Below are 23521 nucleotides of genomic sequence, written 5' to 3' on the forward strand. Positions count from 1 at the left end.
GACTGGCGCCTTGGCCAGAAGCCTCAGCGTCACGCAGTAGGCTAACGAATTACCCGGACGGGACACTAGCGGGGCCGCCTGGGATGATAACTGCGGGACGATGGTTTGTGACGAGGCGCCATACCGGGTGTTGATATACCGGGTGCAATAAAATATAAGTTAAATATACAAACAATAGGATTCGAAAACGCGGCATTGTCGCCATCGACGGGAAACTCTCTGCATGGACCCGAAAGAAACCACCTCGGGGAGCGGTCAACCTGCCTTGCCGCGGAGTCCGGAGGCGCCGGATGACAGCGCCATCAGCGAGCGGGATTTCATCGGTTACAGTCAACTGGTCGCCTCGCTCTATCGCTGCCTCAACGATAACAACGGGTTCCAGCCCTTCTTTGATGCCTTTCAGTCCCACTTCCGGTGCCTCCAGGGTGGTATCCTGGGGCTCACACTGGCGCCCATCCGGATGATGTATGGCTGGACCTTCGGCTATCCGGACGGGTTTGAACAGTGGTTTATCAACAGTGACCTGCCCCGGCAAGACGAAGCCCTGAGAACCTTTACCGCTCTTCCGCCCCGGCATTTTGACAGTCTGGTCGGTGGTGATGCGTCTGTGGATATCCTGGACTTGCTTACCGATGACACCCGGGCCTGGGCGGCGGAAGCCGGCCTTGGAGACAGTGCCGGCATGCTGGTGACCCGTGGGCGCGATGCCCAGATCGTGTTCCTGGCAAATCGCCATCGCAGCGAAGGCCCGTACAGCCGCCAGGAAATCCTGCAGATGAACCTGCTGGCGCCCCATATCGAGAACGCGATCAACCTTCACCACAAGCTGTACCACACCCGGGCGGATAACAGCAGCCTGTCCGCCGCCCTGGACCTGGTGGGCAAGCCCATGCTGGTGTTCAACGAGCTGGCCCAGGTGGCACAGCTCAATGCGTCGGCCAGGGAGGTACTGCGGGATCACCCCCGGCTGTTTGTGACCGACGGTCCGGCGCCCGTTCTGCGAAGTCGTCATGCCGGCTTCAACGAGGAACTGATGGCGGCCATTGCCACCAGCGTTTTCAACGCTCGCATGAACGTTCACGACACCATCACGCTGGTGGATGGCACGGGAGACGAGCGTGTCGCCCTGTGTTTCACGCCCCTGCAGGATGACGGCGGCCATGGCCAGGGTGCCCTGGCGGAGCTGGTCTGTTTTTCCTCGTCCCGCGCCATTGATGAGGACAGGCTCAGGGCCCTGTTCGACTGTACGGTGGCGGAATCGCGCACCGCTGCGTTGCTGATGCGGGGCCTGACTCCGGACCAGATCGCCGGGGCCGAAGCCCTGTCGATCCATACCGTTCGTCAGTACATCAAGAGCCTGCTGTCGAAAAACGGCTACCGGCGCCAGGCGGAGTTGGTGGCCGCGCTGGTCCGGGCGCTGGGGTAGCAGCGCGGGCAGGGGGCTTTCTGTTAGGCTCGGGGTATAGACCCAAGGAGCCCCCGATGCCTGAAGATCCCCTGAAAAGCCTGTCGGATATGGCCAGCGACGCCCATGCCCGCATCCAGCAGACCTATGAACACATCAACCCGGTGGTGGAAGTTCGGCGGGGCATGCGGGATGCCGGTATTCCGGCGGATGTGATGACCATTGACTGCCTGCGCACCCGCCGGCGAATCCTGCTGATCCTCCACGACGAGGAGCCCGGTGTCCTGTTGTACCAGTTCGTGACGCTAGAGCAGGAGATGGCTGAGGAATTCCAACGGGCGGCTCTGTCAGATGTCAGCACCGATACCCTGGTGGACTGGATCAAGGGCTACTTCAGTCCGGATGCCTGAGTCGCCGGCACCATGGGTTTGATGGACGAACTATTCGCAGCACGAATACACATGCATCAAAATCATGCATTTGTCAGATCCGGCAGGGCTGCTTAGTCTTCCAGATCCATCTTTCCAGATTCCGATAACAACACCCGGAGGCCTTATGGCTTTACCTACCCTTGAAACAACCCAGTACAGCGTGGACCAGGGCATTGCCACCATCACCCTGAACCGCCCGGACAGGCTCAACGCCTACAACGCGAAGATGCGTGAGGAATTGCTGGCCCTGTTTGATGAGACCGACGCCGATGACAATGTGAAAGCGGTGGTGATCACCGGCGCGGGCCGCGGCTTTTGCGCCGGGGCGGACCTCGCCTCCGGCGGTTCCACCTTTGACCGTAACGCCCAGTCCGGCGACCTGTCCCGGGAATCCCTGAGGGTGGGGGATGTCTATCGTGATGGCGGCGGCACCAACACCCTGCGCATCTACGAGAGCCTCAAGCCCGTGATCGGGGCCATCAATGGCCCGGCGGTGGGCATCGGCGCCACCATGCAGCTGCCCATGGATTTCCGTCTGGCGTCCACCCAGGCCAAGTTCGGCTTTGTCTTCGCCCGTCGCGGTATCACCATGGAAGCGGCGTCGTCCTGGTTCCTGCCGCGCCTGGTGGGCATGCAGACTGCCATGGAGTGGTGCATGACCGGCCGGGTGTTCGGTGCCGAGGAGGCCCTGCAGAAGGGACTGGTCCGCTCCCTCCATGAGCCCGACGACCTGCTGCCGGCGGCCTACGAACTGGCCCGGGAAATTGCCGACAACACCGCACCGGTATCCGTGGCCCTGACCCGTCAGATGCTGTGGCGCATGTCCGCGGCCCCGCACCCCATGTACGCCCACCGCATCGACAGCCGCTCCATCCAGGCCCGGGGCGAATCGGCGGATGCGAAGGAAGGGGTGACCTCATTCCTGGAGAAGCGTCCGGCGGAGTTCCCCAACAAGGTGTCCACCGACATGCCCGATTTCTTCCCCTGGTGGGACGAGCCGCCGTTCGAGTAAGTCCTCTGGAGGTACAGGGCTACGGTTGCGTAGCCCTGTCTTCCGCATCAATCAGCACTTCCTGCAACTGCACTGCCGCCTCCCGTAACAGTGGCTCGTGGGCCTTCAGCTCTTCCAGGCTGCTGCGGATGACCGGTGCGTGGCAGAACAGGCAGGCGGCCAGCCGTCCGTCCCGGTGGGTGACCGGTACCGAGATGGCGACCATGCCGTCGATGAATTCCTCGTTGTCGATACCCAGGTCCGTCTGGCGAATCTGCGCCAGTTCTTCTTCCAGTTGGTCCGCGTCGATGATGGTGTTGCGGGCCAGTTTGACCAGGGGCAGGTTCCGGAGCACCCGGCGGCGAGTGGCCTTCGGCAGGCGGGCCAGGTAGAGCTTGCCGCTGGCGGACCCCCATATCGGCACATGACTGCCGATGGGCAGGTGGACCTGCAGCGGCCAGTTGGCCTGCACCCGGTCGTAGTAGATCATCTCGGTGCCGTCGGGAATGGAAATGCCGCAGGTTTCATCGATCCGGTGTGACAGGCCCTGGAGGATGGCCTGGCGCTGTACCTTGATCTCGTTGCTGTTCATGACACCCAGGGCAATCGCGCGCATGGCCGGCCCGGGCACCAGGTTGCCGCGCATGTTGGTCTGGAAGAAGCGTTGCTCCTCCAGTTGCTGGACCAGCCGGTGGGCGGTGGCCTTGGGTATGTTGAGTTCGGCGATCAGCTCGGGCAGGGGTGTTGCTTTTTCGGCGGTACAGACATGGTGAAGGATATTCAGCACCCGCAGGATCGAGGAGCCTTTTTCGCGGCGGGACGCCGTTTGGTGGTCGCGAGAGGTGGTCATGAATCCCTGTCCAGACGTTGTTGAAAAGAGGCCGATGCTACCATGACATTGGTCGGGCATCGGCCCCTGTCGCCGGTTACAGCGTGGGCATGTTGAAGTCGGGATTCTGGCGGATACCGGTCGGCCAGCGGCTGGTGATGGTCTTCATGCGGGTGAAGAACCGGACGCCATCCGGCCCGTGCATATGCAATGGGCCAAACAGCGACCGTTTCCAGCCCCCGAAGCAGTGATAGGCCATGGGCACCGGAATCGGCACGTTGATGCCCACCATCCCCACCTGGATGTCGTCGCCGAAGTTGCGGGCGGTATCCCCATCCCGGGTAAAGATGGCGGTGCCATTGCCGTACTCGTGGTCGTTGATCAGGGACACCGCCGCGTCATAATCCGGTACCCGTACCACCGACAGTACCGGCCCGAAGATTTCCTGCTGGTAGATGTCCATGGACGACGTGACATCGTCGAACAGGGTGCCGCCGATAAAGTAGCCGGTTTCATGGCCCGGGACCTCGACGCCACGGCCATCCACCACCAGGCTGGCGCCCTGGGCCACGCCGGAGTCGATAAAGCCCTGCACCCTGTCGCGATGCTCGCCGGAGATCAGCGGCCCCATGTCGTTCTCGGTGTCGACGCCATAGCCCGGACCAACCCGCAGCGCCTGTACCTTTTCCTTCAGACGTTTGACCAGCGCGTCACCTACCTCATCGGTGACCGCCACCGCCACCGAGATGGCCATGCAGCGCTCACCGGCGGCGCCGTAGGCCGCGCCCATCAGCGCGTTGACGGCCTGGTCCAGGTCGGCATCCGGCATCACCACCAGGTGGTTCTTGGCGCCGCCCAGGGCCTGCACGCGCTTGCCGTGGGCGCTGCCGGTGGCATAGATATACTCCGCCACCGGGGTGGAACCAACAAAGCTGACCGCCTCGACCCGGGGGGCGGTGAGCAGCACATCGACGGCCTCCTTGTCGCCATTGATCACGTTGAAGACCCCCTCGGGCAGGCCGGCCTCGGTCAGCAGTTCGGCGATCCTCAGGGCCACCGACGGATCCTTCTCCGAGGGCTTGAGGATAAAGGTATTGCCGGCGGCAATCGCCACCGGGAACATCCACATGGGCACCATGGCCGGGAAATTGAACGGCGAGATACCGGCGCAGACACCCAGGGGCATCATCAGCGAATGGGTGTCCACCTCGCTGCCCACGTTGCGGCTGTGTTCCCCCTTGAGCAGGTGCGGCATGCCGCAGGCGAACTCCACCACTTCCTTGCCCCGGGTCAGCTCCCCTTTGGCATCCGACAGGACCTTGCCATGCTCCCGGGAGATCAGTTCCGCCAGCTCGTCCTCGTGTTCCTCCAGCAGGGCCTTGAACCGGAACAGAATACGCGCCCGGCTCAGTGGCGGCGTCCGGGACCAGGCGGGAAAGGCCTCATGGGCGGCCTGGATGCCGCGTTCGGTGTCGGCCTTCGAGGCCAGGGCAACCTGGCAGCGGACCTCGCCGGTTGCCGGGTCGTGGACCGGGGCCGTGCGCCCGCCGTCGCCGGCATTGTGGGTGTTGTTGATAAAATGTCCGAGAATGTTCTGCATCCTGAGTTACTCCTGGTTCCACACCTGTTCGTAAAGTTCGACCATTTCCGCCTGGCTGGGTACCCGGGGGTTGTTGCCCGGTGAACCGGACGCCTGGGCCTGTTCCGCCATCAGTTGCCGCAGTTCCATGAACCGGGCCTCGTCGATGCCGAAGGCCGCCATGCTGGGCACCTCCAGCTCCCGGTTCAGGGCGCGCAATTCCGCCAGCAGCTTGTCGTTGGCATTGTCATCTGAATCCTCCGCCCCGGCGATGCCCATGGCCCGGGCACAGCGGGCATAGCGGTCCGGTGCCCCGGGCAGGGAAAAGCGTGTAATGGCGGGCAGCAGCATGGCGTTACTGAGCCCGTGGGGCACATGGAAGTGGGCGCCGATGGGGCGGCTCATGCCATGGACCAGGGCGACCGACGCGTTGGAGAAGGCAATGCCCGCCAGGGTGGAGCCCATCATCATCGCCTCCCGCGCTTCCCGGTCCTCGGGGTTGTGGTAGACCCGGCGCAGGTTGGGCGCGATCAGGGCAATGGCCGCCAGGGCCTGCTGGTCGCTGAAGGGGCCGGCCTTGCGGCTGACGTAGGCCTCAATGCCATGGGTGAGGGCGTCGATGCCGGTATCCGCGGTAACCCGGGCGGGCACGGACAGGGTCAGCTCGTAGTCCACAATCGCAGCGTAGGGCATGAACGCCAGCCCCATGCACAGCATTTTTTCGTCGGTCTCGCCATCGGTGATGATGGTGAAGCGGGTGGCCTCGGACCCCGTACCAGCGGTGGTGGGGATGGCCACCACCGGCAGTGCTGGCTCGGACACATCCCGTGGCACCTTATAGTCCGCCATGCGGCCACCGTGGAGACCAAGTACCGAAATGGCCTTGGCGCTGTCGATGGCGCTGCCCCCACCCAACGCCACCACGGCGTCAAAGCTGCCCTGCCGGAGCTGTTCCACCGCTGGCAGGAGGGAACTCTCAGTGGGTTCCGGCTCGGTGTCGGCGAAGAGCCCCCAGGTCATGCCCGCTGTCTTCAGGATATCGGTGAGCCGGTCGGCGTAGCCGAGGGACATCATGACCTGGTCAGTCACGATCAGTGGGTTGCGGCAGGCCAGGGTGGACAGGATGTCCGGCAGGCGCTGGAGGGTGCCGGGTCCGGTTTCCAGGATGCGGGGCAGGACGACGCGTTGGGTCATGGATTGATCCTCTTGTTGGTGTCGGGTGTGTTGGGGCCTGTTGGCAAGGGTGTTATCGATTTTGTTATTCGATAATGAGACAAAAAGTATCGTTATTGCAATATAAAAATTAAAAAAAGTGCTTGACGGTTTGAATATATCGAATCTAGGCTAATTCCAGATCGAGTGGTCAGACCATCAGTCCATCGATCCATTGAGGCATTTTTATCCGATTCATCGAGGCATGTTGCGTAATGAGTATTGAACCCCTGGAACGAAAGAGCTTGAGCGACCTGGTGGTTGAGAAGATCAAGCAGCTGATTCTCAAGGGTGAGCTGAAGGAAGGTGACCGGATTCCCGGGGAACGGGAGCTCTGCGAACAGTTCGCCGTCAGCCGGGCCTCGGTGCGGGAAGGGCTCAAGATCCTCTCGCTCCAGGGGCTGCTGAAGCGCACCAATGCCGGCACGGTGATTACCACCAGCTTTTCCTCGATCCTGGAGGAGACGCTGACCCTGAAGATCCTGCTGGATGACACCAGCTACGAGGACATTACCGAGGCGCGGCTATTCCTGGAAAAGACCATGGTGAGCCTGGCGGCGGAGCGCATTACCGACGAGGACATCGAACTGATGGAGCAGCACCTGGCCTCGATGATCGATGCCGACGAGCGGGAGAACAACAACGATTTCGTGATCGCTGATATCGCGTTCCACCAGCAGATCGCCAAGGCCTCCCGCAGCAGCGTCCTGATCATTCTCTACAACTCCATCATCATGCTGATCTTCAAGGTGCAGACCCGGGTCGGCTATGACGCCACGGTGATGAAGGAGTCCATCAAGTATCACCGCCGGATCCTGGACGCCCTGAAGCGGGGCGATGTGCCGGAGTCCGAACACGAAATGCAGTCCCACCTGCTGGATGTACAGGAAAGACTCGATCACATGACCGGGATCGATAAACTCAAAGCTGGAGAATAAAAAGATGTACGTGCGTTTCAACGACAACAACAAAGAAATCCATGAAGGCTACCTGGAAGGGGACAAAGTCTTCTATCTCAACGGCCCCATGCTGGAGGGTGGCAGCGCCAGTGAGCGCTCCGTGGCCCTGGCCGATGTGCGCCTGCTGGCGCCCTGCGAACCGAGCAAGGTGGTCTGTGTGGGACTGAACTACCGGGACCACGCGGCGGAAATGAACGAGTCCCTGCCCAAGGAACCGTTGCTGTTCATGAAGCCCTCCACCTCGGTGATCGGCCATCAGGAGGCGATTGTCGCCCCGGCCCACAGCAAACGCCTGGACTATGAAGGGGAACTGGGGATCGTCATCGCCAAACGCGCAAAGAACGTGTCGGTGGAAGAGGCCAGCGGCTACATCTTCGGCTACACCTGTGCCAACGACTTTACCGCCCGTGACCTGCAACTGGGCGACAAGCAGTGGACCCGGGGCAAGTCCTTTGACACCTTCTGCCCGATTGGACCGGGCATTGTTCCCACCATCAATCAGGCCGATACCACCATCGAGCTGACCGTGAATGGCGAGGTGCGGCAACGGTCCAACCTCAACCAGCTGATCTTCAATGTGCACGAAGTGGTCAGCTACATCTCGGCCCATATGACCCTGCTCCCGGGGGACGTGATCCTGACCGGCACGCCCCACGGCGTTGGTCCCGTGACACCCGGCGATTCCATGACCGTCACCATCGACGGCATTGGTTCGCTGACCAATCAACTGGTGGCCGGCTAAGCGACGGACCAGACGCCGCCGGCCTTCGGTGGCCGGCGTTTCCCCGATTTCTGAAAGGAGCAGACCGTGGCCAAGTACTCTGTATTCATGACCGATAGCATCTTTCCCGACACGGCCATCGAACGGGACGAACTGGGGCTCGCCGATGCGGAGCTGACGTTCTCCAGCGCACCGGACGCCGACACCCTGATCCGCGAGGGCCGTGACTGTGATGCCATGCTGGTGGTCTATGCCAAGGTGGATGCCAGCGTCATCAACAGCCTCACCCGCTGCAAGGTCATCGTGCGGGCCGGCATCGGCTTCAACAACGTGGACCTGGAAGCGGCCACCAAAGCCGGGATCATGGTGGCCAACGTTCCCGATTACTGCCTGGATGAAGTGGCCGATCACACCATGGCCCTGGCGCTGTCCATGATCCGTCGAACCTGCCTGCTGAACCGTAAGGTGTCCGATGGTGTCTGGAGCATCGCCGATGCCAAGCCCATGCCCCCGCTGCGGGGCGCCGTGTTCGGCCTGTTCGGCTGTGGCGCGATCGGCCAGCAGGTGGGCCGGCGGGCCGCCGCCTTCGGCATGGACGTGGTGGGTTACGACCCCTACGCGCCGGAGGCCACCTTCAGGGACAACGGTATTCGCCGCGTTACCGACTTTGACGACTTCCTGGCCAGCGTCGATGTGCTGTCCCTGCATGTGCCGCTGACCGACGATACACATCACGTCATCGATCGGGAAAACCTGGAGAAGATGAAGCCCTCCGCGTACGTCATCAACACCTCAAGGGGCGGGCTGATCAACGAGCAGGACCTGCAGGAGGTTCTGGAGGAGGGCCGACTGGCCGGTGCCGGCATCGACGTGCTGGAGACGGAACCACCGGCGGACGCGCCGCCCCTGTCGCGGCTTGCCAACACGGTGATCACACCCCATGCCGCGTTCTACTCAGAGGCCTCCGTGGTGGAGCTGAGGAAGAAGGCGTCCCGGGAGATCATCCGCACCCTCCAGGAGGGGCAGCCGAAGTTCTGGGTCAACAGGAACTGAAAATACCCCGACAACAACGATAACGAACCGGCCCATCCCACAGGGGATGGTCATTTCCCAGAAGACGGATCCAACCTGATCCGAACACGGCGTCACTCGTGTGATCGCCATTGCAAAACAACAACAAGGAGTACCACATGCACCGTAAACTGTCTGCCATAACCGCAGCGTTTGTCATGATGGCCGGCGCGATGTCACTGACCGTGCCGGTCGTGGCGTCCGCCGCCGATGTCACCATCAAGTTTGCCCATAATGGCAATACCAATCCCGAGGATCCCCAGAACGTGGGTGTCGCCGCCTTCAAGGAGATGGTGGAAGAACGCTCGGATGGCGCCATTGAGGTGAACATCTATCCCGCCGGACAGCTCGGCGATGCCAGGACCATCGTCGAGAGCGTCCAGATGGGCAGCCTGGAAATGGGTGACGTCGAAAACGGCCCCATGGGTCGGTTCGTACCGGAAGCCATGCTCTGGGACCTGCCATTCATCTTCCGGGATATCGACCATGCCCACCAGGTACTGGACGGACCCATCGGCCAGCAGGTGCAGGAGGCGTACCTGGATGTCGGCATCCGCCACCTGGCCTACAACGATGGCGGCTTCCGCTACTTCACCAATGACGAGCGTCCCATCGAGACCATGGCCGACCTGGAAGGCCTGAAGGTCCGGGTGATGGAAAGCGAAGTCATGATCGATACGGTGAACGCGTTTGGCGCGTCGGCGGTTCCCATGTCCTTCGGCGAACTCTACTCGGCGCTGCAACAGGGCGTCGTGGATGGCCAGGAAAACCCGATGAACCTCATCTACAGCCAGCGCTTCTATGAGGTCCAGCAATACTTGTCCCTGAGCGGCCACTTCTACTATCCCCGTCAGTTCATCGCCTCCGAGCGCTGGTGGCAGGGGCTGAGCGAGGAACACCAGGCCATTATCGCCAAGGCGGCCAAGGAAGCCTGTGATATCCAGCGGGCGGAACTGGCCAGCTATGAGCAGGAGATCCGTGGCGTCCTGGAAGAGAAGGGAATGCAGATCAACGAAGTCGACAAGTCCGACTTCATCGAGGTTGCCAAGCAGGACATCTATCCCACGTCCTATGAAACCATCGGCGAGGGTGATGCCGACAAGGCCAGGGAACTGGTCCAGCGCATCCTCAACACCAAGTAAGTCTGATGCCGGGGGAGTTCACGCTTCCCCCGGCGTCATTTCCAATAATAAACGGTGACGATGTCGGGATGGCAAACGTGAAGACAACAAACGATTCAGGCCTGGTTCACTACTTCAATACCCTGGTCAAATGGCAGTTGGTCATCATGATGATGGCGATCGCCGGCCTGACTTTCTACCAGGTGATCATGCGCTATGTGTTCAGTAGTGCATCCTCCTGGAGCGAGGAGCTTATCCGGTTCATATTTATCTGGTGCAGCTTCATGGCCGCCGCGATTGGTGTGCGTGAAGGGATACACATCGGCATCACCATATTCGTCGATCTGCTGCCTCGTAAGTCCGCTCCCCTGATGCATATCGTGGTGAATCTGGCCATCCTGGTCTTTGCCGGATTCATGGTTTATTACGGCTGGCAGAACGTCAAGATGGCGGATGGCCAACCGTCTCCGGCCCTGGGGATTCCCATGAGCTGGGTGTACCTGTCGATTCCGGTCATGGGCGCCATGATGGTGTTCTACTGCAGCCTGGAAATCGGCGATGCCTGGAAACGCTTCACCGCGTCGGGGAGCCACTGACCATGCTGTTTGCCCTCGTTGCGACACTGCTGATCGCGTTCCTGATCAATGTTCCTATCGGTTTCGCCCTGGCCATTGCCGCCCTGGCGAGTCTGGTGGCCTCGGGCATGGCGCCCATCGGTATCCTGCCCCAGAGGATGATTGCCGGCGTGAACTCCTTTCCCCTGTTGGCGATCCCCCTGTTCATGCTGGTGGGGTCGATCATGGAGCGGGGCGGGATCTCCCGCCGTATCGTCAGCCTTGCGAGCTCACTGCTCGGGCATGTGTCCGGCGGACTGGCTGCGGTTTCCATCCTGGCTTGTACCTTCTTCGCGGCTATTTCCGGTTCGGCCCCCGGCACCGCTGCCGCAGTGGGTGAGCTGACCATCCCGGAGATGGAAAAGCGGGGCTACTCCAAGGCCTATGCGTCGGCCGTAGTGTCGTCCGCCTCCTGTCTGGGGGTGATCATTCCCCCCAGCATTACCTTTATCATCTTCGGCATTGTGGCCAACGTCTCCATTGGTCAGCTCTTTGTCGCCGCTATTATCCCCGGGATATTCCTGGCGGTCCTGCTGATTGGTGTGAACCTGATCTGGTCCCGCAAGCATGGCTACCCGACGGAAGACAGACGGACCTGGAAAGAACGCTGGCAACCCTTCCTTGACTCGGTCTGGGGGCTGCTGCTGCCGATCATCATCCTCGGCGGCATCATGACCGGGGCGTTCACGCCGACGGAATCCGCCGCGATTGCCGTGGTCTACGGGCTGATAATCAGCTTCTTCGTCTACAAGGAGCTCAGGCTGAGTGACCTGGTGCCCATCTTCTACAAGGCTTCCCTGAACTCCGCCATGATCATGCTGCTGATTGCCGCGGCAAGCCCGTTCGGGTGGGTGATGATCATCGAGCAGGTCCCGCAGATGGCGTCCAGTGCCATCCTGGGTATATCCACCAACATGTACATCATCCTGATGCTGATCATCATCATGTACCTGATCCTGGGCACCTTCATGGAAACCGGTGCCATTATCCTGCTGGCGGTGCCGATCTTTGCGCCCATTGCCCAGCAGCTGGGTATCGATATGGTGCATTTCGGGGTGGTGACAGTGGTCGCCCTGGCCATCGGCATGGCAACGCCGCCGGTGGGTATCACGCTGTTTGCCACCTGTGGCATCTCGGGGGTATCCATCGGCCGGTTGAGCCGCGCCATCGTACCGTTCCTGATTGCACTGATCCTGGGATTGATGGTGCTGGCCTACGTGCCCTTCCTGTCGACCTTCTTGCCCGGGTTGCTGTTCTAGACCGGCCCTTTCGGGGCTGAGTTGAGCTCTCTCACGCCGTCGGCGCATCCTCCCGTCGGTGGCGTCGCAAGGTGTGGGGGGCTGGTTGCTCCGCCGGTGCGGTGGCGACAATGTTGCGGCCCAGGCTCCTCGCCTGGGCCAGCCCCTGATCGACCCGGACCAGGGCGTCGTCCAGGTCCCGCTCCGGATGATACTCGGCGACACCAAACGTGGCGGTAACGGCCAGTCCCGCCATTGGCAAATGCTCCATCCGCCACCGGCAATGTTCGGCGCTGTGCAGGGCCTGCCCCTCCGTCTTGCCGGGACTGACCACCAGGAACTCATCGCTGCCCCACCGGGCCACCAGGCTGTCATGCCCCAGGGCTTCCGCCAGTAACTTTCCCACCAGGGTCATGACCCGGTCGCCGGTCTCATGACCCTGGCTGTGATTGATCCGGCGGAAATAATCCAGGTTTACCAGGGTCAGCGACAGTGGCTGGTCCCTGCGCCTGGCGGTATGGGTGGCCTTCTTCAGGTACTCGAGGGCCCCCCGCCGGTTGGCCAGGCCCGTCAGGTTGTCGGTGACGTCCAGGCGTTCCTGCAATTCGGTACGGGCGATGGCGGCAAAGGTACGGTCCCGCAGCAAGGTGCCCGCGCTGGTGAGGGTCAGCAGCGTCAGCAGGAAAAAGTGGATACGCAGGAAATACATGGCATCTGAACAGCTCGCCGATCCGTCCAGGGTACAGCTCAGGGAGGCGCCGGTGGCCAGCAGCGCCGAGAAGGCAAAGGTCACCAGGGCCACTGCCATCCCGGCCCGGAAGCCCAGGGCGATAAAGGCCACGACGATCAGCATCCCCACGGCCCAGTAGTGGCCGGACACCAGTGGCAGGAAGTTGGCGCCGAACGGATCGCCGGCGATGAAGTGCCAGGCAAGCCGGCTGAGCACGATCACGGCGATCAGCGACACCAGGCCCACTTCCAGCAGCCGCAGGCGCACCCGCCCATGAATCAGCAGGACGCAGGAAACACCGTAGATCACCGAAAAGATCGGGTAGCCAATGGCGATAAACAGGTCGTGGGGATGCCGGAACAGCCAACTGACGAAGAAAATGGCCATGGCCATGAGGCAGGCCACGGCGTAGGTGTAACGACGGTAGTCGGTAAGGCGGGACAGCTCCAGTCGTGCGCTGGCGGGCGTCCTGCCCGGAGAGTCTTCCATGATGCCATCCTCGTTGGGAGTTTGTAGCCCGTCTGACCAATGACCGGTGCGAACGGGCGAGTCGCGTAACCTACTCCCTCAGCGCGCTGAAAAACATAGTCTGTGTCACGTTATGTCGCTTTTTATCATCCTTCTCAACACGTCTTCGTGGTTCGGTGAGCGGCGATGCACGATTACCATGGCGATATGACCCATCACCATCACCAGCAGAAGCCAGCCCAGCCAGCTGTGCAGCAGGTTGGCCGGGGCCTCCATCCAGGCGATTTCGTTGCCCTCGAAACCGGGGAACAGCGGGATGCCGAAAGGCTCGAAACTGCGTCCGGAACCATACTGGCGCAGCAGGGCAATGGCGGGGATCACCAGCAACAGCAGGTACAGGGCAATATGGCCGGCCCTGGCCGCGATGTTGATGGAAGGCGGCCGGTGGCTGGCGTTGACCAGCGCCCAGAGGATACGGATGACCACCAGGGTCAGTAACAGGGCGCCCAGGGGCTTATGGGTTGACCAGAGGAACTGCTCGACGGCGGTGTCCTCCGCCAGCATCCTGGCAGCAGCGGAGGAGAACTGCCAGAGCAGTAGCAGGGCCATGCCCCAATGGAGCAGGCGACTGATGGAACCGTATCGGTCAACGTTGTCCTGGATCATGATCGGTCTCTCTCTGTTACTAACGGGATGCTTACCTTAATGATAGGGATGCATGGACCTTCGGAATCCCTGAAAGTTCAATAAGCTGGTTCAATTTTCAATGTAGTTCCTGAGGCTGGATTTTTCCCGGTTAGTCAGGGATTCCCTGGATATTCCGGGCTTGCCGGAATTGCCCGGGGGGATTGGCTACAATGAGGGGCAGGAGAAAGAAATCTGAGAAAAACATATATAAGCGGCTTGTCAGGATCCAACCTGTGGCTATATCGTATGTGTTCAAAATAAAGCGGTTGCTCGCCGACCTGACACCCAAACCATAACAACCCGATATCAACCTGATATCAAACCATAACAACAAAGGAGACGCCCGATGCATGGCCTGATGATGCAACGCCCCCTGCTCATTTCCCAGATCCTGGAGTTCGCGGCCGGGAACTACCCCGACCAGGAGATCGTATCCCGTACCACCGAGGGCCCCATCCACCGGTACACCTACCCGGAACTGGCCCAGCGCACACGCAAACTGGCCAATGCCCTGAAGAAGCTGGGTGTTACCGAGGAAGACCGGATCGGCACCATCGCCTGGAATACCTACCGGCACCTGGAAGTCTATTACGCCAGCTCCGGCATGGGGGCCATCTGCCATACCATGAATCCGCGACTGCCGGCGGAGCAGTTCATCTACATCATCAATCACGCCAAGGACAAGTTCATCTTCGTGGACCTGACCTTCCTGCCGCTGATGGAAAAGCTCCACGAGCATTTCCCGGATGTGGAAGGCTACATCGTGATGACCGATGAAGAGCACATGCCCCAGACGGACCTGCCCAGGGTCTACTGCTACGAAACCCTGATCAAGGACGAGCCCGACCAGTTCGACTGGCCGGAGTTCGATGAGAACACTGCTTCATCCCTGTGCTACACCTCCGGCACCACCGGCAACCCGAAAGGCGTGCTCTACAGCCATCGCTCCAACGTGCTCCATGCCCTGTTTGCCCTGACGGTGTCCGGCCTGCCACTGGATGAGCGTTCCACCATCCTGCCGGTGGTCCCCATGTTCCATGTGAACGCCTGGGGGACGCCGTATTTCGGCCTGATTGCCGGCACCAAGCTGGTATTCCCGGGTCCGGGCCTGGATGGCGAGAACCTGGCGAACCTGATTGAAGATGAAAAGGTTACCGATGCCTGGGGCGTACCCACAGTCTGGCTGGGTCTGCTGGGATACATGAAAAAGGCCGGCAAGAAGTTCAGCACCCTGCAACGCACGCTGATCGGCGGTTCCGCCGTACCCAGGTCCATGATCGAGGACTTCCGCGACAACTTCGGTGTCGAGGCCATCCAGGGATGGGGCATGACGGAAATGAGCCCGTTGGGTACCGTCGCAACACCGCGCCCGAGCCAGCGTGAGGGCGACTGGAGCGAGGAACTGCGTCTGCGGGCCTCCCAGGGCCGACTGGTGTTCGGTGTCGAGATGAAGATCGTCGATGCCGAAGGCAAGGAACTGCCCCATGACGGTGAGTCCCAGGGGGAACTGCTGGTGCGCGGCAACGCAGTCATCAGCGGTTACTACGAAAACCCCGAAGCCACCAAAAAGGCCCTGGACAAGGACGGCTGGTTCCATACCGGTGACGTGTCCGTGATCACCCCGGACGGTTTCATGGAGATCGTTGACCGGGTGAAGGACGTGATCAAGTCCGGTGGCGAATGGATCAGCTCCATCGACCTTGAGAACGAAGCCATCGCCCATCCGGGCCTGGCGGAAGCCGCAGTCATTGGTGTCCGCCACGAGAAGTGGCAGGAGCGGCCGCTGCTGGTGGCGGTGAAGAACGAGGATGCCGATGTTACCCGGGAGGACGTGCTCAAGTTCCTGGAAGAGCGGGGGGTTGCCAAATGGTGGCTGCCGGATGATGTGGTGTTCGTGGACGAACTGCCCCACGGCGCCACTGGCAAGCTGCAGAAGGCGAAACTCCGCGACGACTTCAAGGACTACAGGCTGCCGACGGAATAAAGCCTGCTCCTGGTCATAAGGAACATCATGAGCCGTTAGGGTTTTCCTAACGGCTCATTTTTTTGGGAATAGTGAGCCGATAACGCCTATTTCAGGTCAAAGCCCCGCTTCTTCAGGAACTCCCGCATATGGGCGCGCAGCTTGGCATTGAACAGCGGGCTGAGCTGCTGTGACCAGTTGGTGTCCTTGTTGCCGCCGGTGCGCTGGTGATAGTAAGTGCGCATGGTGTCGTCGAACCGGTTAACGGAATCCTCGTCCTCCCGGTAGACGTCTTCCATCAGGATGCTCTCCACCGGCAGGCGGGGTTTTACCTCCGGGTCCTGGTCCGGGTAGCCCAGGCACAGGCCGAATACCGGGAAGACATGGTCGGGGAGCTGCAATAATTCGCTGATTTCCGAGGGATTGTTGCGGATGCCGCCGATGTAGCAGATGCCCAGGCCCGCCGACTCGGCGGCCACCACCACGTTCTGCGCCATCAGCGCGGTGTCCACGCTGGCCACCAGGAACTGTTCGGTCATGCCCCGCACCACCTCGGCACCGGTGCGCTCCGCCGAGTCGGTGGGACGTTTCATGTCGGCGCAGAACACCAGGAAATCCGAACAGGTGGCGATATACGGCTGGCCGCCGGCCAGTTCGGCAATCTTCTCCCGGTTGGCCTGGTTCTTTACATGGATAATGGAGTAGGCCTGCACATGGCTGGAGGTGGCCGCGCTCTGGCCGGCACGGATCAGCTCCAGGAACAGGTCCCGGGGGATGCTCTGGTCGGTGAACTTGCGGATCGAGCGGTGGGATTTGAGTAGATCGATAACCTGGTTCATGGCGCCTCTCTTTACTGCTGGTAACCCGGTCACCCGCCGGGCAGGGCAGGTGACCGGAGGTTCCGGAAAGAGAGCATTCTACACGTTTTGCCGCCCGGACTCCCGGGGTCAGGATTCGGGATAGGCGGTCCAGCCCTCCAGCCAGTCACCGGGGTTACGGGGGTTGATGGCGCCGGAGTAGGCAGCGGATTCGTCAAAGAATTCGCTCTTGGGTGGTGTGGTTGCCGGCATGTCGCTCAGGGGGACCCGGGGCCGGAAGTCCGGGGATGTAGGGTTGCGGGCCGCCGGGTGCAGGGCACTGTCGAGCCGGACCTGGTTCTGGTGCTCCGGCTCCCTCAGCCAGGCATGCTCGTCGAAGCCGAAGTCATCGTCGTTCTCACCCTGTTCACGCTGCTGGCCGGCAAGGCTGCCGGTGCTGGCCAGGATGTTGTGGCTGAAGGACAGTATGCCACCGCCCGCCAGGGCACGGGCTTCGTCACGGGTATCCACGGCCTCGATGGCATAGCTGTCGACGATCATGTTGTGGAAATGCCCGCCGGTGCCCTCGCGCAGCACCATGCCCCGATGGGTCTTGGCGCTCTGTCCGGTACCGGCCAGGGTCACGTTGTAGAATACCGGCTCCGAGCGTGGCGTTGCCTCGTGCTGGTCGCCGTTGTTGTCCCCCTCAAAGGCGTTGTCGCCGACATCCGCGTGTTGCTGGATCACCGCGAACTGAACCCGGCCGCGCCAGCCCCAGTCCCAGTCGATGCTGTCATCCGCGGCGCCGGTCACCAGGATATGCTGCAGGTCCACGGTGCCGCCGAACATCTCGATACCGTCGTCCAGGGCCCGATGAACCTGGACGTGGCGGATAATGGTGTTGCTGCCACAGCCGCCCAGAGTCAGGCCGTTCAGTTCATTGTTCTGGTACACCTCGAAGCCCGCGAACTCGATACGGGTGTATTCCACCACACCACAGCTGTCCGTGGTGTTGGTGCCGCCAAAGCTGCCCCGCTGGTCGCTGTCGGGGATGCCTTCGATCTGGGGGGAGGGCTGGTTGACCGGGGCATTACCCAGCAACACCACGCCACCCCAGTCGCCCCGTGAACGGGTACCCGCGTCCCGGGCGCTGGTAAACACCACGGGGTTGTCCGGACGCCCACGGGAAAAGAGTTGGCTGTTCCGGGTCACGATCAGGGCGGCACCGTTCTCTCCCCGAATGGTGGCACCCGCCTCGATGGTGAGGCTGGCGTTGTCCACGAAGACGATATCTTCCAGTACGTAGGTCTTGTCACCTTCCCAGGTGGTGGCGGTGGTGATGTCGTCGGTGATGCGGATGGTCTGGGGTTCCAGCGCCGTGAATCCCACCGTGGCTACGGCACCGGCCACCAGGACCGGCGCAACCCAGACCAGATGCCGGCGGCGCTTGCGGGGCTTTTCCTCCTCGGGCTCCCGGAACGGTGCCTGGCGGCTGTCCGGGTTGGCCATCAGGGCCTTGCCCGGGTCGTTGTCCCGGATGTCCTTCACCAGCTTGCGGACCTTGTCCGAGCCGGAACTCTCCGCCCGACGCAGTACATCGGCCCGGTAGTTGGGTTCCCGCAACAGGTTGTTGAGGTGCACGAACTGGATATCGCTGCATTCGCCGCGATCCACCAGCCGCTTGAGTTGCCAGAGTTGTTCTACCAGGAGGGAGGCATTCTCGGACATTACTGCATCTCCGAAGAAATAAATGTGGTCGCATTTATAACTTATGGCGATTACAGCTTCATGACAGTTGGATGACCAAGGGCTTACGGTGCCTTGCGGAGATTGACCAGTACCGGGGTGCCACTGGCCGGGTCCTGGATGACATCGCAGTGGACACCGTACAGCCGGTGGATCAGTGACCGGTCCAGGATCTCGCCAGGGGCTCCCTGGGCCTGAATGGTGCCGTCCGTCATCGCGATCAGGTGGTTGGCATAGCGACAGGCACTGACCAGGTCGTGCACCACCATCACCACAGTCTTGCCCTGGCGGGCGAGCTGGCGGATCAGTTCGAACACCTCGATCTGGTGCCCCAGGTCCAGGGCGGAGGTGGGCTCGTCCAGCAACAGCAGGGGCGTCTGCTGGGCAATGCTCATGGCGATCCAGGCCCGTTGCCGCTGGCCGCCGGACAGGGTATCCAGGGGGCGATCGGCCAGTGGCGCCAGGTCCGCCGCCGCCAGGGCCTGCTCCAGGACGGTCTGGTCGTCGTTGGTCCAGCGCTGCAGCCAACCCTGGTGGGGCTGGCGGCCGAAACGGATCAGGTCGGTCACGGTCAGCCCCTCCGGTGCGGAATTGTCCTGGGGCAGCAGGGCCAGCTTGCGGGCCACCTCGCGGCTGGGCTGGCTGTGGATATCGCCGCCGTCCAGCAGCACCGCACCGCCAGCGGGGGCGTGCACCCGGGCGAGTCCGTTCAGCAGGGTGGACTTGCCGCAACCGTTGGGGCCGACAATGGCGGTCACCTGACCCGGGGGGAGCGTCAGGTCGAGCTGGTCGATCACCGGCGTATGGCGATGGGCCAGGGTCAGGCCCCGGGCTTCCAGCTTGGGGGTTGAGTCGGCGTTGGTCATGACAGGCTCCGGGAGGAGGGTTTAACAAGTATCCAGATCAGGTAGGGGCTGCCGGCAATGGCGGTCACCAGGCCCACCGGCAGTTCCAGGGGCGCCAGGGCCAGCCGGCCCACCAGGTCCGCCGCCACCATGAAGGCGGCACCGGCCAGGGCCGAGGCGGTCAGCGGCACCTTGCCGGCACGGCCCAGGGCACGGGCCAGCTCCGGTGCCAGCAGGGCCACCATGCCCACGGGGCCGGCAACGGCGACCGCCAGGCCGGTCAGTAATACCGCGCAGGCCAGGCTCAGGGCGCGGGTCCGTTTCAGGCGGGTGCCCAGGTTGATGGCCACCGGATCGGAGAATTGCAGGGTGGTCAGTGCCGGCCCCAGGGCGATGGCCAGCCCGTAGCCGATCGCCAGGCCGATGGCGAGCACCTGCACGGCGGTTTCCGACCGGGCGTTCAGGCTGCCCACGGTCCAGGGGAAGGCGGCATTGGCGGCGTCAATGGCCACGCGGCTGAGCATCACCTGGGTGACGGCTCCGGCAATGGCGCCGATGCCCAGACCGGCGATAATGAAGCGGTAGCCACGGGTGCCGTTGGCACCGGCCAGACCGAAGGCCAGGGCCGTGGCGGCGGCCGCGCCCGTGAGGGCCATGGCCGATGGCGCCACGGCGATACCGGTGCCGACCACCGACGCCACGGCAAAGGCGGTGGCGGCGTTATCAATGCCGATGATGCCCGGGGTTGCCAGGCGGTTGCGGGCCACGGTCTGCATCATGCAGCCGGCCAGGGCGAAGGCGGCACCGGTCAGGGCGCCGGCAAGCACCCGGGGCAACCGCAGCTCCCGGATCACGAACTGGTGGATGGTATCGCCGCCGCCCGCCAGCACATCCAGTATGGCTTCGGGAGGCACCGCCACCGTGCCCAGCGCCAGGGAGGCGGTAACCGCCGCCATCAGGGCCAGGGCGAGGCCCAGGTTGGCGGAGGCATTGCGTTGGCGGGCGGTCAGCAGGGTCATGGCAGTGATCCTCATAACGTCGGCATGCGCCCGGAACGGACAATCATCAGCAGCACTGGTGCGCCGATCAGCGCGGTAATCACGCCCAGGGGCAACTCCGAGGGAGCCGCGACCACCCGTGCCATGGTATCCGCCAGGAGCAGCAGCGCCGGGCCGATGGGCAGGCATAGCCAGAGGGTCTTGCGGATATCCGGGCCCGCCAGGGCGCGGGCGATAAAGGGCACCACCAGGCCGATAAAGGCCAGGGGGCCGGCCAGGGCCGTGGCGCCACCCACCAGCAGGGCAACCGCAATGATTACCAGCAGCCGGATGCGGCCCGGCTTGTGGCCCAGACCCATGGCGGCCCGCTCCCCCAGGGACATGGCCGCCAGTGGTGAGGCCACCAACACCACCAGTACGCCGGCGACCAGCAGCGACGGTCCCACCGCCCTGAGGTGGGACAGCGGCGTACCGGCGATGCTGCCGGTGATCCAGAAGCGTATCTCGTCCGCCGCCCGCTGGTCCGCCAGCATTAACACGGAAGTCAGCGACAGCAGCAGGCCGGTCACCGTGGCACCGGCCAGCACCAGCCGCACCGGGTCCGCTGCCAGGCCCCGGGAGCGGGTGGCCAGCATCACCAGGGCGCAACCGGCCAGTGCGCCGCTTTGGGCCACCAGCGTGGTCATGGTGGCGGAACTGGCCCCCAGCAGGATGGCAATGGCCACGGCAAAGGCGCTGCCGCCACTGACCCCCAGCAGGCCGGGTTCCGCCAGCGGGTTGCGGGTCAGGGCCTGCAGCAGGGCACCACTCACGGCCAGGGCAAGGCCGACGACAAGGCCGGTGGCCAGGCGGGGCAACCGCAGTTCCGTGACCACAAAGCGGGCTTCCTCGGTGCCTTGCCCGATCAGCACCGGCAGGGCGTCGATGGCCGACACCGGTCCGGCGCCCCACAGCAGGCTGGCGAGGGCAGTGGCCACAACGAAAAAAACCGCCACGGCAAGTGGCGGTGTCAGGGCACTGGATGCAAGGGTGCTTCTGGGGGTGACGGCCATGGATTACTTCAGTGCGGCCTCAATGTCGTCGAGGATGGCCAGGGCGGCGAGAGGGCCGGAAGCGCTGGTCCACAGAGTGCCATCCACCGGTACGATCTGGTCGGTGTCGTTGGCCTCCAGGCGCTGGAAGGCCGGCGCCTCACGGGCGACTGCCAGGGCCTCACGGCCGTCTTCATTGAGGGTGGCCAGGAAGATCCAGCTATGGTCCATCAGCGACAGGTTTTCCTGGCTCAGGGGCTGACTGTGGGGGCGACCTTCCTTCACCAGGTCGGCGTCGTCCACCTCGAAGCCGGCGGAGGCCAGCACGGTGGCGGAGAACAGACCTTCGGCCATCACCAGCGGACCCTGGGGCATCCAGCGCACCAGGGCGGTATCCCGCTGGCCTCCGTCGGTGGCGGCTTCCACCTGGGCGCGAACCTCTGCGGCCCGTTGCTCCACCCTGGCAATCACGTCTGCGGCGCGGTTCTCACGGCCCAGGGCGCGGGCGAACAGGGTCAGTTCGCGCTTCCAGGTATCGTCCTGGTAGGCGGGAACGTCCAGCACGATAGTCGGCGCGATACGGGACAGTAGCCGGTACTGCTCTTCGCTGGTCCAGGCGGAGGCCAGGATAATGTCCGGCTGCAGGGCGATGACCGCTTCCAGGTTGGTCTCTCCGGGGGTGCCCACAATCTCGATATCGCCAGCGGCTTCCTGGATGTAGTTGGCCACGTTCTGGCCACCCCGGGTGATCACCGCGCCCACCGGTTGAGCGCCAACCGCAATGGCGGAGTCCAGGGCGCCCTCATACAGGGTGACGACGGTCTCCGGCCGGCCGTCCACTTCCACGTCACCAAAGGCGGTAGTGATGGTGCGGGTATCCGCGTGCGACGGTCCGCTCAGGATTCCGAGGACAAGGGTTGAGAGCAGGGCGGTGAACAACCGAGGGTGTTTCAGGTATGACATAACAGGGAACTCTCCGACAGAAGGCCGCTGTAACGGGCGACCATGGCAACAAGTCGGTTAATGATAATTGTTCGCATTAAATTGATAAAGCTGATAGATTGGCACGACCTGTTGCATAACCTGGAACGATCGCCGTCATGTACGACCTGAAAGAGCTGGAAGCCTTTGTTTCCGTGGTGAAAACCGGCAGCCTCACCGCCAGTACCCGCGACCTGGATCTGCCCAAGTCCACCCTCAGTCGCCGTATCCGTCAGTTGGAGGAGGCCGTGGGCCAGCCCCTGCTGCTGCGGCAGTCGAAGCGTATCTTTCCCAACGATGCCGGCAGGGTGTTCTACCGCTACAGCAATGAAATCCTGGAGCTGGTCTCGCAGGGGCACGATGCGCTGGATGAGCTGCGGGCGGGCGTCAGCGGCACACTGGAGCTCTGTTGCCACGAAGCCTTCGTGCGGGGCTGGTTCGCCCGCATGGTGGAGCGCTTCCGGGACCAGCACGCGGGCCTGAGTGTGTCCGTGCGGACCCAGCGGACCACCCCTGAGGAACTGGTGGAAGGGGTTTGCGTCTGGCTGGGGGCGCCACCGGAGGGCAATTTCCGGTGCGAGTTGCTGGGCCACCTGACCCAGGGGGTGTATGGCAGCCGGACGTATTACAGCAAGCATGGCTGCCCGGAATCGCCGGCGGACCTGGACCAACATGCCTGGATTGACATGCTGGGAGCCGATAACGCCGGCGTGGTACTGAATCACCCGGTGCACGGCCCCTATCCGATCATGCCCCGGGCCGGCCGGTTCAGTGTCGACCAGTACACGGTCCAGGGCGATGCCATTGCCGCCGGTCGCGGGGTCGGCCTGATCCCCCACTGGCTGGCGGAAAAACGCCTGCAGGCCCACCCCGAGGCCTTTGAGCTCTGTATGGCGGACTGGCAGGGGCCGGTGCTGCCGGTCAGTATGCTCTACCCCCACGGCATGCTGCCCAGGCGGACCCGCCTGTTCATGCAGAATGTGCGGTCCGCCACGCCGGCGCAGTGGAAGCGGCAGACGCTATCAGGGGTGTCCGACGCCATCGTTCCATGAAACGGAACGCATCATACCGCGCAGTTGATGATGGCCTTGTGTTAATGTTCGC

At 62.7% G+C, this 23521-nt stretch carries 22 protein-coding genes; 11 read left to right on the forward strand and 11 right to left on the reverse strand.

Annotated elements, in window-relative coordinates:
• Window positions 1-223 precede the first annotated feature (223 nt).
• The 3 genes from RO069_RS09755 to RO069_RS09765 all read left to right on the forward strand — a co-directional run bounded on the left by RO069_RS09755 (window position 224) and on the right by RO069_RS09765 (window position 2848).
• Window positions 224-1426 carry a helix-turn-helix transcriptional regulator gene (locus tag RO069_RS09755; protein ID WP_328187123.1) on the forward strand — a complete coding sequence of 401 codons (1203 nt, stop codon included), beginning with the start codon at window positions 224-226 and terminating at the stop codon, window positions 1424-1426.
• Between the two features lie 56 nt (window positions 1427-1482).
• Window positions 1483-1815: a hypothetical protein gene (locus RO069_RS09760; protein ID WP_328187124.1), complete on the forward strand. Its 333-nt coding sequence runs from the start codon at window positions 1483-1485 to the stop codon at window positions 1813-1815.
• A 145-nt stretch (window positions 1816-1960) separates the two neighbouring features.
• On the forward strand, window positions 1961-2848 hold the full coding sequence (locus tag RO069_RS09765; protein ID WP_328187125.1) for a crotonase/enoyl-CoA hydratase family protein: 888 nt from the start codon (window positions 1961-1963) through the stop codon (window positions 2846-2848).
• A gap of 19 nt (window positions 2849-2867) precedes the next feature.
• Here the strand turns inward: RO069_RS09765 and RO069_RS09770 are convergent, their stop codons facing one another.
• The 3 genes from RO069_RS09770 to RO069_RS09780 form a co-directional block, all read right to left on the reverse strand.
• Window positions 2868-3677 carry an IclR family transcriptional regulator gene (locus RO069_RS09770; RefSeq protein ID WP_328187128.1) on the reverse strand — a complete coding sequence of 270 codons (810 nt, stop codon included), beginning with the start codon at window positions 3675-3677 and terminating at the stop codon, window positions 2868-2870.
• Window positions 3678-3753: 76 nt separating this feature from the next.
• A complete protein-coding gene (locus tag RO069_RS09775; RefSeq protein WP_328187129.1) occupies window positions 3754-5256 on the reverse strand; it encodes a CoA-acylating methylmalonate-semialdehyde dehydrogenase in 1503 nt (500 codons plus the stop codon).
• A gap of 6 nt (window positions 5257-5262) precedes the next feature.
• The gene (locus tag RO069_RS09780; protein ID WP_328187131.1) at window positions 5263-6429 is read right to left on the reverse strand and encodes an iron-containing alcohol dehydrogenase; all 1167 of its coding nucleotides are present in this window, start codon (window positions 6427-6429) and stop codon (window positions 5263-5265) included.
• 233 nt (window positions 6430-6662) lie between these two features.
• On the opposite strand from RO069_RS09780, the gene RO069_RS09785 reads away from it, so the two are divergent.
• From RO069_RS09785 to RO069_RS09810, 6 genes are all read left to right on the forward strand, one after another.
• Window positions 6663-7385 carry a FadR/GntR family transcriptional regulator gene (locus RO069_RS09785; RefSeq protein WP_328187132.1) on the forward strand — a complete coding sequence of 241 codons (723 nt, stop codon included), beginning with the start codon at window positions 6663-6665 and terminating at the stop codon, window positions 7383-7385.
• Window positions 7386-7389: 4 nt separating this feature from the next.
• Window positions 7390-8148 carry a fumarylacetoacetate hydrolase family protein gene (locus tag RO069_RS09790; RefSeq protein ID WP_328187133.1) on the forward strand — a complete coding sequence of 253 codons (759 nt, stop codon included), beginning with the start codon at window positions 7390-7392 and terminating at the stop codon, window positions 8146-8148.
• A gap of 66 nt (window positions 8149-8214) precedes the next feature.
• On the forward strand, window positions 8215-9180 hold the full coding sequence (locus RO069_RS09795; protein ID WP_328187134.1) for a C-terminal binding protein: 966 nt from the start codon (window positions 8215-8217) through the stop codon (window positions 9178-9180).
• A 137-nt stretch (window positions 9181-9317) separates the two neighbouring features.
• Window positions 9318-10340, forward strand: coding sequence for a DctP family TRAP transporter solute-binding subunit (locus RO069_RS09800; protein WP_328187135.1), 1023 nt, complete (start codon window positions 9318-9320; stop codon window positions 10338-10340).
• Between the two features lie 77 nt (window positions 10341-10417).
• Window positions 10418-10915 carry a TRAP transporter small permease gene (locus RO069_RS09805; RefSeq protein WP_328187136.1) on the forward strand — a complete coding sequence of 166 codons (498 nt, stop codon included), beginning with the start codon at window positions 10418-10420 and terminating at the stop codon, window positions 10913-10915.
• 2 nt (window positions 10916-10917) lie between these two features.
• On the forward strand, window positions 10918-12192 hold the full coding sequence (locus RO069_RS09810) for a TRAP transporter large permease (RefSeq protein ID WP_328187139.1): 1275 nt from the start codon (window positions 10918-10920) through the stop codon (window positions 12190-12192).
• Window positions 12193-12223: 31 nt separating this feature from the next.
• On the opposite strand, the gene RO069_RS09815 is transcribed toward RO069_RS09810, so the two are convergent.
• Both RO069_RS09815 and RO069_RS09820 read right to left on the reverse strand, forming a co-directional pair.
• Complete coding sequence (locus RO069_RS09815) at window positions 12224-13390, reverse strand: GGDEF domain-containing protein (RefSeq protein ID WP_328187140.1); 1167 nt, start codon at window positions 13388-13390, stop codon at window positions 12224-12226.
• Window positions 13391-13495: 105 nt separating this feature from the next.
• On the reverse strand, window positions 13496-14035 hold the full coding sequence (locus RO069_RS09820) for a cytochrome b (RefSeq protein WP_328187141.1): 540 nt from the start codon (window positions 14033-14035) through the stop codon (window positions 13496-13498).
• A 367-nt stretch (window positions 14036-14402) separates the two neighbouring features.
• Between RO069_RS09820 and RO069_RS09825 the strand changes: the two genes are divergently transcribed.
• A complete protein-coding gene (locus tag RO069_RS09825; RefSeq protein WP_328187142.1) occupies window positions 14403-16040 on the forward strand; it encodes a long-chain-fatty-acid--CoA ligase in 1638 nt (545 codons plus the stop codon).
• A gap of 86 nt (window positions 16041-16126) precedes the next feature.
• On the opposite strand, the gene nfsA is transcribed toward RO069_RS09825, so the two are convergent.
• The 6 genes from nfsA to RO069_RS09855 form a co-directional block, all read right to left on the reverse strand.
• Window positions 16127-16858 (reverse strand): oxygen-insensitive NADPH nitroreductase, encoded by a 732-nt coding sequence (gene nfsA / locus RO069_RS09830; RefSeq protein WP_328187143.1) that lies wholly within the window; start codon window positions 16856-16858, stop codon window positions 16127-16129.
• Window positions 16859-16966: 108 nt separating this feature from the next.
• Complete coding sequence (locus RO069_RS09835; protein ID WP_328187144.1) at window positions 16967-18544, reverse strand: hypothetical protein; 1578 nt, start codon at window positions 18542-18544, stop codon at window positions 16967-16969.
• Between the two features lie 83 nt (window positions 18545-18627).
• A complete protein-coding gene (locus RO069_RS09840) occupies window positions 18628-19428 on the reverse strand; it encodes an ABC transporter ATP-binding protein (protein WP_328187146.1) in 801 nt (266 codons plus the stop codon).
• Window positions 19425-20426 carry a FecCD family ABC transporter permease gene (locus tag RO069_RS09845; RefSeq protein ID WP_328187148.1) on the reverse strand — a complete coding sequence of 334 codons (1002 nt, stop codon included), beginning with the start codon at window positions 20424-20426 and terminating at the stop codon, window positions 19425-19427. Before RO069_RS09845 ends, RO069_RS09840 begins: the two co-directional genes overlap by 4 nt.
• Window positions 20427-20437: 11 nt before the next feature.
• Complete coding sequence (locus RO069_RS09850) at window positions 20438-21457, reverse strand: FecCD family ABC transporter permease (RefSeq protein ID WP_328187150.1); 1020 nt, start codon at window positions 21455-21457, stop codon at window positions 20438-20440.
• A gap of 3 nt (window positions 21458-21460) precedes the next feature.
• Window positions 21461-22399 carry an iron-siderophore ABC transporter substrate-binding protein gene (locus RO069_RS09855; RefSeq protein WP_328187151.1) on the reverse strand — a complete coding sequence of 313 codons (939 nt, stop codon included), beginning with the start codon at window positions 22397-22399 and terminating at the stop codon, window positions 21461-21463.
• A 137-nt stretch (window positions 22400-22536) separates the two neighbouring features.
• On the opposite strand from RO069_RS09855, the gene RO069_RS09860 reads away from it, so the two are divergent.
• Window positions 22537-23469 carry a LysR family transcriptional regulator gene (locus tag RO069_RS09860; RefSeq protein WP_328187152.1) on the forward strand — a complete coding sequence of 311 codons (933 nt, stop codon included), beginning with the start codon at window positions 22537-22539 and terminating at the stop codon, window positions 23467-23469.
• Window positions 23470-23521: the final 52 nt, after the last annotated feature.

Origin of the sequence: Marinobacter sp. OP 3.4 (genome assembly GCF_036224885.1) — a bacterium.
Lineage (GTDB): Bacteria > Pseudomonadota > Gammaproteobacteria > Pseudomonadales > Oleiphilaceae > Marinobacter.